Origin of the sequence: Spirulina subsalsa FACHB-351 (assembly GCF_026130165.1) — a bacterium.
Lineage (GTDB): Bacteria > Cyanobacteriota > Cyanobacteriia > Cyanobacteriales > Spirulinaceae > Spirulina_A > Spirulina_A subsalsa_A.
Genome location: NZ_JAIHOM010000011.1, coordinates 50,842 through 65,963, shown reverse-complemented (window position 1 = coordinate 65,963; position 15,122 = coordinate 50,842). Strand labels below are relative to the sequence as shown.

At 47.5% G+C, this 15,122-nt stretch carries 10 protein-coding genes; 5 read left to right on the top strand and 5 right to left on the bottom strand.

Features of this window, described 5'->3' with window-relative positions; all coding sequences use genetic code 11:
• On the bottom strand, positions 1-356 hold a 356-nt coding region (locus K4A83_RS03510), incomplete at its 3' end, for a helix-turn-helix domain-containing protein (protein WP_265263025.1).
• Between the two features lie 51 nt (positions 357-407).
• Between K4A83_RS03510 and K4A83_RS23875 the strand changes: the two genes are divergently transcribed.
• Positions 408-617 (top strand): transposase, encoded by a 210-nt coding sequence (locus tag K4A83_RS23875; RefSeq protein ID WP_265263024.1) that lies wholly within the window; start codon positions 408-410, stop codon positions 615-617.
• Between the two features lie 311 nt (positions 618-928).
• Positions 929-5,368 (top strand): CHAT domain-containing protein, encoded by a 4,440-nt coding sequence (locus K4A83_RS03500; RefSeq protein WP_265263023.1) that lies wholly within the window; start codon positions 929-931, stop codon positions 5,366-5,368.
• 64 nt (positions 5,369-5,432) lie between these two features.
• Here the strand turns inward: K4A83_RS03500 and K4A83_RS03495 are convergent, their stop codons facing one another.
• Together K4A83_RS03495 and K4A83_RS03490 are read right to left on the bottom strand one after the other, a co-directional pair.
• Entirely contained in the window at positions 5,433-6,026 is a 594-nt protein-coding gene (locus tag K4A83_RS03495; RefSeq protein WP_265263022.1) for a Uma2 family endonuclease, read from the bottom strand.
• Positions 6,027-6,029: 3 nt separating this feature from the next.
• Positions 6,030-6,614 carry a Uma2 family endonuclease gene (locus K4A83_RS03490; RefSeq protein ID WP_265263021.1) on the bottom strand — a complete coding sequence of 195 codons (585 nt, stop codon included), beginning with the start codon at positions 6,612-6,614 and terminating at the stop codon, positions 6,030-6,032.
• 189 nt (positions 6,615-6,803) lie between these two features.
• On the opposite strand from K4A83_RS03490, the gene K4A83_RS03485 reads away from it, so the two are divergent.
• Positions 6,804-7,922: a hypothetical protein gene (locus K4A83_RS03485; protein ID WP_265263020.1), complete on the top strand. Its 1,119-nt coding sequence runs from the start codon at positions 6,804-6,806 to the stop codon at positions 7,920-7,922.
• Here K4A83_RS03485 and K4A83_RS03480 read toward each other — a convergent pair.
• Positions 7,914-8,933, bottom strand: coding sequence for an NAD(P)/FAD-dependent oxidoreductase (locus K4A83_RS03480; protein WP_265263018.1), 1,020 nt, complete (start codon positions 8,931-8,933; stop codon positions 7,914-7,916). The genes K4A83_RS03485 and K4A83_RS03480 overlap by 9 nt on opposite strands.
• Positions 8,934-9,882: 949 nt before the next feature.
• Between K4A83_RS03480 and nifJ the strand changes: the two genes are divergently transcribed.
• Positions 9,883-13,473, top strand: a complete 3,591-nt coding sequence (nifJ, locus tag K4A83_RS03475; RefSeq protein ID WP_265263016.1) for a pyruvate:ferredoxin (flavodoxin) oxidoreductase — start codon at positions 9,883-9,885, stop codon at positions 13,471-13,473.
• A 70-nt stretch (positions 13,474-13,543) separates the two neighbouring features.
• Here nifJ and K4A83_RS03470 read toward each other — a convergent pair whose 3' ends face one another.
• Positions 13,544-13,987: a hypothetical protein gene (locus K4A83_RS03470; protein WP_265263014.1), complete on the bottom strand. Its 444-nt coding sequence runs from the start codon at positions 13,985-13,987 to the stop codon at positions 13,544-13,546.
• A 70-nt stretch (positions 13,988-14,057) separates the two neighbouring features.
• Here K4A83_RS03470 and K4A83_RS03465 point away from each other — a divergent pair, with 70 nt between their 5' ends.
• The gene (locus K4A83_RS03465) at positions 14,058-15,074 is read left to right on the top strand and encodes a dihydroorotate dehydrogenase-like protein (RefSeq protein WP_265263013.1); all 1,017 of its coding nucleotides are present in this window, start codon (positions 14,058-14,060) and stop codon (positions 15,072-15,074) included.
• Positions 15,075-15,122: the final 48 nt, after the last annotated feature.

The window sequence follows — 15,122 nt, the reverse complement described above, 5'->3', positions numbered from 1 at the left end:
GTGTCTGCGATTTTATTATGCAGTTTGGCTATTTGAATTCGAGTTTTGTTTCTCCGCTTAGAATCTTTAAGTTGACGAGCAAGCTGTTTTTGTTTTCGTCTTAAGCGTTTTTCTAATTTTGAATAATATTGTTGCAACGGGATATTAGAAACATCAGACAACCATTCCCGTTCAATAGTTTTCTTGGCTTGAGTAATAACTAACTTCTGCAAGTCATTGTTACTTGGCAGCTTTTCAACCTGCTTACAGATAGCCAGGGCATCATTCCAAACCACACGGACACAACCAAACAATTGAGCTAGGCTCTGTTGTTGTTGGTCTGTTGGATAGAAACGATATTGATACCTGGCTTTCATGACGGATGTTATAATGGGTCTGTTATTTAATTATAGATTAGTCTACAGTAAATGACAACCCAGTTCCGTAGAGAAAGACACAGTGTTACAGATTTGAAAATTCATTTGGTCTGTGTGACGAAATACAGGAGGTCTGTATTTACAGCAGAAAGCCTGGGGGTAATTGAAAAATGGAGTCCCAGCTATTTTGCTATTTCTGTGGGTGGAGCGCCGCTAGAAGTCCTTAAACAATATATTAGAAATCAAGAAAAGCCATCCTAGAAGGACGGGGCTTGAATCCCATTATTTTCGGTCAATGCCTTTACACCCCCCTCAACAACTAGCGATAATCCGGTTCAATGGTCTACAGTAGAGAGTAAGACTAGAGTATAAGTTTTTACGGAAAAACAGTAGGGCAATACTCAGCAGGTGGACTGAGATTGCATCGGGGAAGGTTTAGGGTTATGCTTTCCCGCCGAAAATGGAATCATTCACCATTGATATCGGGTGTGTCAGAAATCGAATCTTAGCTGTGCATTTCTGAGGGGTGGCACTCAGATGACCTCCATACGCCTTGGGGCGTTTACTGACCCATGAATTCTGGCAACTACCACAGGGACATTACAAGGATTCTCCTCCCTTGGGGCATCGCAACGACGCATTTTTTCGGGGCTGAGGTTGTTGTTGCCCAAGGGGTGGTTCCCGCAATGGATGGGACGGGGACTCAAGTCATACAGCAAGGGGAACAGTTTTTGATTCAAGGAGGGGCGCTTTCTGGGGACAGGAGGAACTTATTCCACAGTTTTGAGCAATTTGGTCTAAATCGGGAACAAGCGGCTCAATTTGTCACCTCCGAGGGCATTCAGAACGTTTTAGGGCGGGTAGTGGGAGGAGATCCCTCCCTGATTAACGGCTTAATCGAAGTCACCGGGAGTCAAGCCAATTTATATCTAATGAATCCGGCCGGGATTATCTTTGGCCCCGATGCCCGTTTAAATGTACCGGGGGACTTTTTCGCCACCACGGCCACCGCCATAGGGTTAGAAGATGACACTTGGTTTAATGCCATCGGGAGTAATGATTATCAGAATTTAGTGGGGACTCCCTCAGTCTTTGCCTTTGACACCGCCCAACCTGCCCCCATTATTAACGCTGGGGATTTAGCCGTCAAGAACGGGCAACAGTTAACCCTGATGGGGGGAACCGTGATCAATCAGGGGCGCTTGGAGGCACCGGGGGGGCGGGTGAATGTGGCTGCTGTCCCCGGAAGTCGTTTAATTCGCCTTTCCCTGCCCGGACACCTGTTAAGTTTGGAAGTGGAACCCCCTCGGGATGCAGAGGGGCATATTTTGCCCTTTTCTCCCCTAGATTTACCCAGTTTACTCACCACTCCGGCCGTGCAGGAGGTGATTACAGTGCCGGAAGAGGGGGTAAACACGGGGGAGGTGTTCGTTTCTGGGTTGATTCAAGGGGACGCGGTGACCTTTGGAGCCGTGAGTCGCGTGGTGGTGTTGCCGGAGGCTGCAATCCGCACGGGAGGAGGGGATATCAGTGCGCCAACGGTGACAATTTTTCCCCAGAGTCCGGATGATCCCAAGTCGTTCACCTTTTTAGATGCCACGGTGACGGACTATGAAACCTTGCTCTATAACGGTAAACCGGGCAATACTACGGTTGTGGTGACACCCCAAGAGGATGGCATGGCTAAGATTACCAACACCTTGGCGGAGGTGTCGGGGGTGGATGAATTGCATATCTTAGCCGAGGGGAATGAGGGTTATTTTTGGTTGGGTCATGCCTATGTGACCCATGAGAATATTGATCAATATCGTTCTCAGTTAGCGGCCTGGTCAAAGTCCCTGTCTCCCGATGCTCAGATTTTGCTTTATAGTTGCTTTACGGGCTTAGGATTGGCGGGGGATCTGTTGTTAGGGGTATTGGCCGAAGAAACCGGAGCCAGTGTCGCCGCGTCCACCACGGCCATCGGAAACGCTGATTTAGGGGGAAATTGGACTCTAGAAAAACAAATCGGTATCATTACGGCTCAATTGCCCTTTAATCCCGCTCTGACGGTGGATTATCGGGGCAAATTAGAAGTTTTGACGGCTAGTAATGTGGCTGAATTGATTGCCGCCATTAATACGGCCAACACGAATGGTCAAGATACCACCATCAACTTAACCCCCAATACCACCTTTTCCCTAACCCTGATTAACAATACAAATTTATTTGATGGGGCGAACGGTTTACCGACCGTTCAAAACAATGGCAGTTTAACCATTCAGGGATTTAACTCCATTCTTGAACGGAATTCCCTGCTGGATTTTCGCCTGTTTTATGTGGATACAGGGGCGACTTTAACTCTCAATAACTTGACTTTGCGCAATGGAGCGGCCACTGGGATCGGAAATGCAGGGTCTGGGGGGGCGATTATCAATTATGGCAACTTGACGGTGAATAACAGCACCCTAACCAATAATCAAGCCCTGAACCAAGGGGGAGCGATCTTCAATAATGGCGGTAATCTCACGGTGAATAACAGCACCCTCGATAACAACACCAGTTTAGTGGCGGGGGGAGCAATTTATAACACCAATCAAACTGTTACGGTCACGAACACGACGATTAGTAACAACACTAGCGTTAATGGGGGGGGATTGTTTAATAATGCGGGGACTGTATCCCTCACCCATAGCACTATCACCCAAAACCGCTCGACTGATTTATTAGGACTGGGCTCCGGTGGCATTACCAATAATGGCGGCACGACTACCCTGCGCAATAGTATTGTGGCTGAGAATATTAATACTATCAATGCGGCTCGGTCTGATGTGGTGGGGACGTTTAATGATGGGGGAAGTAACCTGATTGGGATTAGTAATGGGACCAATGGCTTTACGGTGAGTACCTTGGTGGGAACTCCTGCGACTCCCTTAAGTCCCCAACTTAAACCCCTAGGGAATTATGGCGGCACGACGCGCACCCATGTTCCCTTACCTACCAGTCCGGTGATTCAGGCCGGGACCAATGCTGGAGTGGCTACAGACCAACGGGGGAATAATCGCGGGGTGCCGGATATTGGGGCAGTGGAGGTTACGGCGGATTTGGCGGTGTCTAAGACGGTGAGTAATCCTACCCCACAGCCTAATGATACTGTGACTTTTACGGTGACATTAACCCACAATGGGGGCGATGATGTGGCGGGGGTGACACTGACTAGCTTGTTACTGCCGGATTTAGAGTTTCTCAGTGCGACTCCTTCAATGGGGGCTTATAATCCGGTGACGGGACTCTGGACGGTGGGAACACTTGCTCCCGGTGGTAGTGCGACTTTAACCTTGACCAGTCGTCTCAATCCTAACTTTGCGGGAACGACTCTCTCCCAAACTTCGGAGAATCTAATGTTGTTGGGGGAGGATTCTAATTTAGCTAACAATCAGGCTACTGTTACTTTGACTATTCCTCAACCGCCTCCCCCTGTTGTTCTTCCGCCTCCTCCTCTGGAAGAACCTCCTCCTGTCATTCCTCCTCGGGAAGAACCTCCTCCTCCCTCGCCAGATTTCTCGGTGTATTGGCCTGTTTTGTCTCCGGTGATGCTGTCTGTGGAGTCTCCCATCAATACAGGGACTGATGATCTAATTTCCCTCAGTCGTGGGGAAGCGATTCGGCGCTTAGTGAGTGGCCCTCCTTGGGATTCTTTGCGCAGAATGCCTCTATCGCTGATGTCTGAGTTGGTGCAGCATTTGGAAGAGCGTTCGAGTTCGGCTTTTTTGAACTATTTTGGGGCGGTGGATGTTCCTCAGCGTCCGGTGACACTCTATGAGATGCAACGCACTTTAACCCAGATTGATAATCTGACGGGGGTTAAACCGGCTTTAATTTACGCTTTTTTTCAGTCCACGGAGGAACCGGAAGAGTCAAGGATTCTCTGGCAGTTCAATGATTTGGCTTTTAATGCTAATCGGGAACAGTTTATTACGCCGATGACGAATCCTCGCCCGACTGATGAGTTGGAGTTGGTGTTAGTGACTCAAAGTGGGGAGATTGTTCGTCGTCGGGTACCGGGGGCGACAAGGGAACGGGTGTTGGGGATGGTGCAACAATTGCAGCGTCGGGTAACAACTCCTCTGCGGGGGGAGGCGGTGTTAGCTCCGGCGCAACAACTCTATGAGTGGTTAATTCGTCCGCTTAAGGGGGATTTGGATGAGCGGCAGATTGAGAATTTATCGTTTATTGTGGATACGGGTCTGCGGTCTTTACCATTTGCGGCGCTCCATGATGGCGATCGCTTTATCATTGAAGAATACAGTGTGGGACTCATGCCCAGCTTCTTTCTGACTGATACTCGTTATCGCAGTGTCCGCAACGCTAGCATCTTAGCTATGGGAGCGGCCGAGTTTGACAATAAGGCTAACTTGCCCGGTGTTCCTCTGGAATTAGCTACCATTGCCCAACAACTCCCCCGGGGGGATGTGTACTTAAATGAACAATTCACCCTTGCTCAGTTCAAGTTAGCCCGTAGTCGTCAACCGTATCAAATCCTCCACCTCGCTACTCACGGGGACTTTCAGCCCGGTTTACCCCAAAATTCCTATATTCAATTTTGGGATCAATTAATCACGTTAGATCGGATTCGGGAATTACAATTAAATCATCCTCCGGTGGAGTTGTTGGTGTTGAGTTCTTGTCGCACGGCTTTGGGGGATGAAGGGGCAGAATTAGGTTTTGCAGGTTTAGCGGCCTTATCTGGGGTGCGGTCGGCGTTAGGGAGTTTGTGGTATGTGAGTGATGGGGGAACTTTAGCCCTCATGACCCAATTTTACGGTACCCTAAGAAGTGCGCCGATTAAAGCGGAAGCGTTGCGGGCGAGTCAACTGAGTTTATTACGGGGTGAGGTGCGTTTTGAGAATGGCGCGTTGGTGACACCTCACGGCCGTTATGCCTTACCGCCGGAATTGAAACAAATGGGCGATCGCATTTTTTCCCATCCTTACTATTGGAGTTCCTTTACTTTTATTGGGAATCCTTGGTAAAGGAGAGGTGGGAAATTAACAATTTTTTTGTTAAAAACTCGCCCCATATTAATGTTAGTATGCCCTATTTTTCAGGGTTAAAGTTACTCATTCTCTCGACAACAACATCTTCATACACATCTGAAATACTCACCTCTAAAGCAATGGATTCTAACCTAAAATTCGGTCGCTCTAAAGTATAAGCTTCATACTGCCAATGGGAAGGTTTTCGACGAAATATTTCAACCCGTTGATGGGTACTACTCACCACAACATATTCCTCAAGGCTGGCTAGAGTTTGATAATCATTGAACTTATCCCCTCGGTCAAATCCCTCCGTACTCTCTGATAAAACCTCAATAATCAGATTGGGAAAAGATTTATAAGTTGCCGTCGCTCGATCTCTTGTATCACAAGTCACTAATAAATCAGGATAATAAAAACAATTCTTTGCCTCAATTTTCGCTTTAATATCTGCAAAATAAACTCGGCAATCTGTCCCCCTCAGATGACTACGGATAAGAGTCGCTAGATTGAGGGCAATGGTGTTATGGTTATCCGTTGTCCCAGCCATTGCATAAACATCCCCATCCCTATATTCATGTTTAATCAGGCTGTTTTCTTCAAAAGCTAGGTACTCTTCCGGTGTGAGTTTGTGTTTGTCGCTTAAGGCAATCATGGCTTAATTAGAGTTACTCATCCTCTCGATAACAACATCTTCATAAATATCTGGAATGCCCACATCTAAAGCAATGGATTCTAACCTAAAATTCGGTCGCTCTAAAGTATAAGCTTCATACTGCCAATGGGAAGGTTTTCGACGAAATATTTCAACTCGTTGATGGGTACTACTAACCACAACATATTCCTCAAGGCTGGCTAGAGTTTGATAATCATTGAACTTATCCCCTCGGTCAAATCCCTCCGTACTCTCTGATAAAACCTCAATAATCAGATTGGGAAAAGATTTATAAGTTGCCGTCGCTCGATCTCTTGTATCACAAGTCACTAATAAATCAGGGTAATAAAAACAATTCTTTGCCTCAATTTTCGCTTTAATATCTGCAAAATAAACTCGGCAATCTGTCCCCCTCAGATGACTACGGATAAGCGTGTATAAATTTCCTGCAATGGTGTTATGGTTATCCGTTGTCCCAGCCATTGCATAAACTTCCCCATCCCTATACTCATGTTTAATCAGGCTGTTTTCTTCCAAAGCTAGGTACTCTTCCGGTGTGAGTTTGTGTTTGTCGCTTAAGGCAATCATGGCTTAACGGGTAAGAGAGGAATGAGTGATTTGAGATAGTCGGCAGGTGGCGGGTGTTCCATCCCTCAAGGGAAATTGGAGAGGGAGGGGATATTTCTAGTTTATCATCTAGATTAGGGGGATGGGTCTGATGCCCTGCTGCCTATTACTAGCTCATCACTTGTTCGTTTCTCAGGAAGACGAAAAAAAATGGAAATCAAATCCATCTCAACTGAAGCAGAATTTGAACAGTTTATTCAAGTTCCAATGCACATTTACAAAAATGATCCAAACTGGGTACAACCGTTACAAAGTAGCATTAAAAAATCCCTGAGTCCGGATAATCCTTTTTGTCAATATGGCAAATTTCAAGCTTTTTTGGCTTGGCAAAATGAACAGGCTGTAGGGCGTATTGTAGCCGCCGTGAATCAGAGTTTAATTGAGCGAGAAGGGCAGTCTGTGGGGTTATTTGGCTTTTTTGAGGTCATCGAAGATTTAGCCGTTGCGGAGGCGTTATTAGAGGCAGCTTGTCAATGGTTAAAAGAACAGGGAATGACGGTGGCACGGGGGCCTATTGATTTATCTACCCATAATAATTGTCTGATGTTAACGGAAGGGTTTGATAGTCCTCCGATGGTGATGATGCCCTATAATCCGCCCTATTATCCCCAATTTATGGAACAGGCGGGATGGCAAAAGGCAAAGGATGCCTATGCTTATGATTTTACGCGAGAGATGGCACTTGATCCTAAGTTTGAAAAGGGTTATCGGATTGCTTGTCAGTCGGGGATTACTTTTCGCCCAATTCGCACGAAAGGGGAAGGATTTGAGGAGGATTGTCGCAATTTGTATCAACTTTTTACAACCGCTTTTGAGCGCAATTGGAGTTCTAGCGCAAGGAGTGAGGAGGAGTTTTTAGCGGAGGCTGAGGATTTAAAACAAGTGGTGGATCCGGATATTTTTCCGATTGCGGAGGATAATGGGAAGATGATCGGGTTTTTGATGGCTTTACCGGATTTGAATATTGCTTTTAAACGGGTCAATGGTAAGTTAAATATTTGGGGAATTCTTAAGTTTTTGTGGTATCGTCGGCAAATTAATCAGGTGCGAGTTTTGGTGATTTGTGCGTTGCCGGAATATCGCCGGAAGATGGTGCCGTTGGGGTTAATTCATTGGGTGATGCAAAAGGGGAAAGGGAGTCAAAAATGCTATCAACGGGCTGAGTTGTCTTATATTTGGGAGGATAATTTACCCTCTCGGCGTTTAGTTGAGGCAGCTGGGGCAAAGATTTGTAAGCGCTATCGAATTTATGAGAAGACGTTAGTCTAATTGGGGTCGAGTGTTGAGCCACTGAGCGGCACCATAGCCTGAGAGCAGGGCCGCCTCTGCACTGTTGCCTAAACACCAATCACCACAACAAATCAAAGGCAATGGTTCAGCCGTCGAGAGATAGGCTGAACCTAAATTATTACTAGGTCGGGCATAGCGCCAACGGTGAATTTGTTGCCATTGGGGGGAGTCAAAGGGCAAATCTAACGTTTCCTGTGCGGCCCGGAGAAGTGTTCGGGCGACGGTTTCCAAGTTGTCGGAGTCGATATAATGACGGGCAAAGTCGGGATGACTGTGGAGGACGAAAACCACTTGTTCAGGATGGCTGCGCTTGCGACTGTCGTAGAAAATTTTCTGAAGGGTGGTGCTTTGGGGGAGAGTGAGGATTTGCCAAGGGAGTGCTTCCCATTGGGGGGTGGGGGTATATCCCACCATCAGGCTGATACAGGGGTCAAATTCGATGGATTCTAGGGGGGTGAGGAGAGAAGGGAGCTTGAGGGGAGCGACAAGGGGAATGGCTTGGGGAGCAGGAACCGCTAATACTAACGCCTTGCCTTGGTATTGCGTCAGTTCACCTTCTGCCATCTGACAGGTAATCTCCCAGTTATCATGGGCATAGTGAATCTGCTCAACTCGTTGCTGGCGTAGGATTTTGAGGTCTTGGGCGAGATGTTTGGCGATCGCATTCACCCCATCGGGTAAGCTGTATTGCTTGCCCATTGAGCGGGGAAGCAAACTATAATTCTCTTGCCATTGGTGGGTGATATCTGTCCATAGTTGCAAAGAACGAGCCGACATCAAATCCGCCAACAGTTGATCTGTGCATTCCCCTTGGGGTTCCAGGGCCGGTAAACCTTGATCCACACAGGTATTATAAAGCCGTTTCGTGGCCACTCTTCCCCCTACCCCTCGGGATTTTTCCACAATTAAAACCGAATGCCCGGCCTTTTGTAAGGACTTGGCACAGCTTAATCCCGCTAGTCCGGCCCCAATGACTAGAATTTGCTCCATACTATCCCTAGTTTGATTGTTTGATTTACCTTGGATTTTAACCTTTTCCTAACCTCAATTTAGCAACTGTTTTATTGTTTAACCTCTAGGACTTTCTTAAACTTTTCTTAATATTTTGATAGTCACAAAAACCCATAATCCTATTATAGCTTAAACCCCAGAACAATTGTTGCTCATTCTCGATCAATAGCCAGACTGAAAAACTGAGGTCGCCCCAAAATAAAGAAACATAAACATTTTAATATATTCGTAAAATAGCCAACTGAGCCTAAAACCCAAAAAGCCTGAAATGCCCTAGATACAGTGCTAAAGTCCCTAGGGATATCTAAGAGAAATTTTAAGACTTATCGCAAAAGATTACGTTTTAAAAACAAATATTGCATTCCATCAAAATTTTACGAGTTGTTTAAAAAAAACTAAGCACATCCCCCCGATAGGCAAGAGAAGTGAGAAGATAGAAGAGGACACAGACAGGAGGGGCATTGAAAACACTAAACTCGGATCAACCATCTAACTGAAGCATCTCAGCGAGAAGAGGTCTAAAGACAATAGCAATGAATGACCCCATGAAACAACCCGTAACCGATCATTTGGATCACTTGTGTTCGTCTAAGCGTGTTCTTGTGACTCCTGTGTTTAGGGTTTCCGCGTTTCCGATTAACTTCAACAACTTTTGAGGATCACCCCCTGATGATGGATTCATGATCACAGACTAAGGCAGCAGAACGTTGGCCCAAAAGTGGAGGATTTGACTACCCAAAAATTTTGACTTAACCCTTAAAGAACCAGAGACCATGGGTGAAAACACCCCTAACTTGCTGTGTCGTTAACGGGGATATTTGCTGTGACGAAAGTAGACGCTTTGGGCTGTTTATGAGTAGTCCTACCGTGCAATCTTTAACCGATTGCGACTCAACAGCCCATTATTGTTCATTCAGACTTGATGATTATGAGTACCAAAACCTACGCCCCTCTAGATGGAAACGAAGCCGTTGCTCGTGTTGCCTACCAACTTAATGAAGTGATCGCCATTTATCCCATTACACCCGCCTCTCCCATGGGGGAATGGGCGGATGCTTGGATGAGTGAAGGTCGCCCTAACCTATGGGGAACCGTGCCTTCTGTCGTAGAAATGCAAGCAGAAGGGGGGGCAGCCGGAACCCTACATGGTTCACTACAAACGGGGTCTCTGACCACGACGTTCACCGCGTCTCAAGGGTTATTGTTAATGATCCCCAACCTCTACAAAATTGCTGGGGAATTAACGCCTTGTGTGATTCACGTTGCTGCCCGCTCTTTAGCCGCCCAAGGGTTATCGATTTTTGGCGATCATAGTGATGTCACCTCAGCCCGCGCTACGGGTTTTGCTTTCTTGTGTTCTGCTTCGGTACAGGAAGCCCAAGATTTAGCTCTGATTGCCCATAGTGCCACCCTAGAAAGTCGCATTCCGTTTATTCACTTCTTTGATGGGTTCCGCACCTCCCACGAAATCCAAAAAATCGAACTGTTAGAGGACAGTGTGCTGCGGGCGATGATCAATGATGAGCGGGTGTTCGAGCATCGTTCTCGCGCCCTGACTCCCGATCGTCCGGTGTTACGCGGTACCGCCCAAAACCCCGATGTTTATTTCCAAGCGCGGGAAAGTGTGAACCCCTTCTATGCTCAATGTGCTGATGCGGTACAGGAGGCGATGGACAAGTTTGGGGAACTGACAGGACGCAACTATCAACTGTTTGAGTACCACGGCGCACCGGATGCGGAACGAGTGGTGGTGTTGATGGGATCTGGTTGTGAGACAGTCCATGAAACGGTGGATTATTTGGTCGCCCAAGGGGAAAAAGTGGGCGTGCTGAAAGTGCGCTTATATCGTCCGTTTGCCGGGATTAAGTTCATTGAAGCTCTGCCGGAAACGGTGAAAGCGATCGCCGTTCTCGACCGCACCAAAGAACCGGGATCTGCCGGAGAACCCCTCTATCAAGACGTGCTAACGGTGGTCCAAGAGGCGCTATTCAGTGGGGATGGGAGCTTAAAAGCTAAAGTACAAAACATTAGTACCATTGTTGGCGGACGCTATGGCCTCTCCTCCAAAGAATTCAACCCAGCCATGGTTAAATCGGTGTTTGATAATTTAACTCAAGCCCAGCCGAAAAACCATTTCACCGTCGGGATTAACGACGATGTAACCCAGACTTCCCTCGTCTATGACCCCAACTTCAACACCGAACCGGATAGCGTGGTGCGGGCAATGTTCTACGGATTAGGGTCTGATGGGACCGTGGGGGCAAACAAAAACTCGATCAAAATTATCGGGGACGAAACCGAGAACTACTGTCAGGGCTACTTTGTTTATGACTCCAAAAAATCCGGCGCTGTCACCGTCTCTCACCTGCGTTTCGGGCCGGATCCCATCCGTAGCACCTATTTAATCTCTCAGGCCAACTTTGTGGGCTGTCACCAGTGGCTCTTTTTAGAAAAACTGGATGTTCTCAAAGCCGCCTCTCCGGGTGCCACCTTCCTGTTAAATACGCCCTTCGAGGTGAACGAAGTCTGGAATAACTTGCCCTTAGAAGTGCAGGAACAAATCGTGCGCAAAGGGTTAAAAGTCTATGTGATCAACGCCAACAAAGTGGCGCGGGATAATGGCATGGGCAGCCGGATTAATACCGTGATGCAGACCTGTTTCTTTGCCCTAGCGGGTGTGTTATCCAAAGAAGAGGCGATCGCACAAATCAAGAAAGCCATCCAAAAAACCTACGGCAAAAAAGGCAAACAAATCGTTGAGATGAACCTCAAAGCCGTAGACAACACCCTCGACAACCTCTTTGAACTGCCCATCGGAGATGTCACCTCCACCTTCCGCCGTCTCCCCGCCATGCCCGACAACGCCCCGGACTTTGTGCGCGACGTAGAAGGCAAAATGTTAATCAAAGAAGGCGACGAACTCCCCGTTAGTGTTCTGCCCTGTGATGGCACCTATCCCACCGGAACCTCCAAATGGGAAAAACGCAACGTCGCCCAATTTATCCCCACCTGGGATCCTGATGTTTGTGTGCAGTGCGGCAAATGTATCATGGTTTGTCCTCATGCCGTCATTCGCGGCAAAGTCTACGACGAGGGACAACTGGCCAACGCCCCCGCCACCTTCAAATCGACTGCCGTTCGGGATAAAGACTTTAGCGGGCAGAAATTCACCATCCAAGTCGCCCCAGAAGACTGTACCGGGTGCGGGATTTGCGTCGATGTTTGTCCCGCCAAAAACAAATCCCAGCCCTCCCTGAAAGCCTTAAACATGGAGGAACAGCTACCCCTGCGGGAAACCGAACGGACGAACTGGGATTACTTCCTGAACCTGCCCAATCCCAACCGCACCACCCTAAAACTCAACCAAATCAAGCAGCAACAACTGCAAGAACCCCTCTTTGAGTTCTCCGGGGCCTGTGCCGGGTGTGGGGAAACCCCCTACTTAAAACTGGTCAGTCAGTTATTTGGCGATCGCATGGTCATCGCCAACGCCACCGGATGTTCCTCCATCTACGGCGGCAACCTCCCCACCACCCCCTGGGCCCAAAACGCCGACGGCCGCGGCCCAGCCTGGTCTAACTCCCTCTTTGAAGACAACGCCGAGTTCGGCATGGGCTTCCGCGTCTCCATCGACAAACAAGCCCAATTTGCCACCGAACTCCTGACCAAACTCGCCGGAACCGTTGGGGATAACCTCGTCCAAGAGATCCTCAACAACCATCAAACCAGCGAAGCCGACATCTGGGACCAACGGGAACGAGTCGCCCAACTCAAAGCCAGCCTACAAAATGTAGACAGCCCAGAAGCCAAACAACTGCTTAGTTTAGCCGATTATCTCGTCAAAAAATCCGTCTGGATTATCGGCGGAGACGGCTGGGCCTACGACATCGGCTATGGCGGTTTAGATCACGTCCTCGCCAGTGGTCGTAACCTTAACGTCCTAGTCATGGACACCGAAGTTTACTCCAACACCGGAGGACAATCCTCCAAAGCCACCCCTCGCGGAGCCGTCGCCAAATTCGCCGCAGGTGGGAAACCCAGCGCCAAAAAAGACCTCGGCCTGATTGCCATGACCTACGGCAACATTTACGTCGCCTCCGTCGCCATGGGCGCCCGGGATGAACACACCCTGCGCGTCTTCATGGAAGCCGAAGCTTATGACGGCCCATCCCTGATCATTGCCTACTCTCACTGTATCGCTCACGGCATCAATATGCAGACCGCCATGAGTCATCAGAAAGACATCGTAGAAAGTGGTCGCTGGCTGTTGTATCGCTATAACCCCGAGTTAGCCCAACAAGGGAAAAACCCCTTACAACTGGACTCTCGCGCACCCAAGAAAGCGGTTAAAGATTCGATGTACAACGAAAACCGCTTCAAGATGTTGACCAAAACCAAACCGGAAGAAGCGAAACGCTTACTCGAAGAAGCCCAACAAGACATTAACTTACGTTGGCAAATGTACGAATATCTGGCCGCCCGTCAAACCGGAAATGGTCAGATTAAAACGGAGGAATAAGGTCATTTTCCTCCCTGAGTGAATCATCATCCCTGAATGCCAGTTCAGGGGTGAGCCTTGGGGGGTTTAATCACACAATGGTTAATCGCCCCCTGTTTCCTGTCTTATTCGGCTCAATCCTCCCGTGAGTTGTTGGGTTGCGTTGTTGTTTCACCCAACCTACAAATTGTTCAACAATTATCAATGATTTTGTTGGGTTGCGCTGTCGCTCCACCCAACCTACAAATTGTTCAACAATTATCAATGATTTTGTCGGGTTGCGTTGTTGTTTCACCCAACCTACAAATTGTTCAACAATTATCAATGATTTTGTCGGGTTGCGTTGTTGTTTCACCCAACCTACAAATTGTTCAACAATTATCAATGATTTTGTCGGGTTGTGTTGTTGTTTCACCCAACCTACAAATTGTTCAACAATTATCAATGATTTTGTCGGGTTGTGTTGTTGTTTCACCCAACCTACAAATTGTTCAACAATTATCAATGATTTTGTTGGGTTGCGCTGTTGTTTCACCCAACCTACGGGTAGGATTACCCGACAACATAGGACATCCCATTCCCTTTTATTACGGATAAAACAGCACATGGATCTCACAACCACTTATCTAGGACTGAACTTAAAATCTCCCCTTGTTCCTTCCGCCGCCGCCCCCTTAACCGAGAATCTGGACAACATTAAATTAATGGAAGATTCCGGCGCGGCCGCCGTGATTTTGCATAGTATTTTTGAGGAACAATTAGAGAAAGAACAGTACGAACTCCATCACCATTTAACCTACGGGACAGAAACCTTTGCCGAAGCGTTAACCTACTTCCCCGAACCGGAAACCTTCCACGTCGGCCCAGAATTGTATTTAGAACATATCCGCAGTTGTAAAGAATCGGTTAATATCCCCATTATTGCCTCCTTAAATGGTAATAATATTGGCGGTTGGACTCATTTTTCTAAACTGATTCAAGAAGCCGGAGCCGATGCTTTAGAATTAAATATCTACGATATTCCCACCGATATGCACACCACGGGGGCGCAAATTGAGCAGAATTATCTGGATATTTTAACCGCCGTCAAAGCCGAGGTTTCCATCCCCGTCGCCCTAAAACTCAGCCCATTTTTTAGTAATATGGCCTATATGGCTAAACGTTTTAGTGATGCGGGGGCGGATGGGTTAGTGTTGTTTAATCGTTTCTATCAACCGGACATTGATATTGATGAATTAGTCGTGCGTCCTAATATCTTATTAAGTACCCCCCAAGCGATGCGTTTACCCATGCGCTGGATTGCCATTTTATACGGGCGCATTGAGTCAGATTTAGCCTCTACCAGTGGGATACAGCACGGCAAAGATGCGCTGAAAATGTTAATGGCTGGGGCAAGTATTACTCAGATTTGTTCTGTGTTATTACGGCATGGGATTCCCTACATTCGCACTTTAGAACAGGAAATGGTGCATTGGATGGAAGAAAATGAGTATGAGTCAGTGAAGCAAATGCAAGGCAGTATGAGTCAGATTAAATGTCCTAATGAAAGCGCCTTTGAACGGGTGCAATATATGCAAGGGATTCAATCTTATCATCCTGATTCCTTTACCTTTGCTCCCTAGAATCAGTTAAGTTTCCGGGTGCGTCAGGGTTTCTCTTCCTCTGGCGCA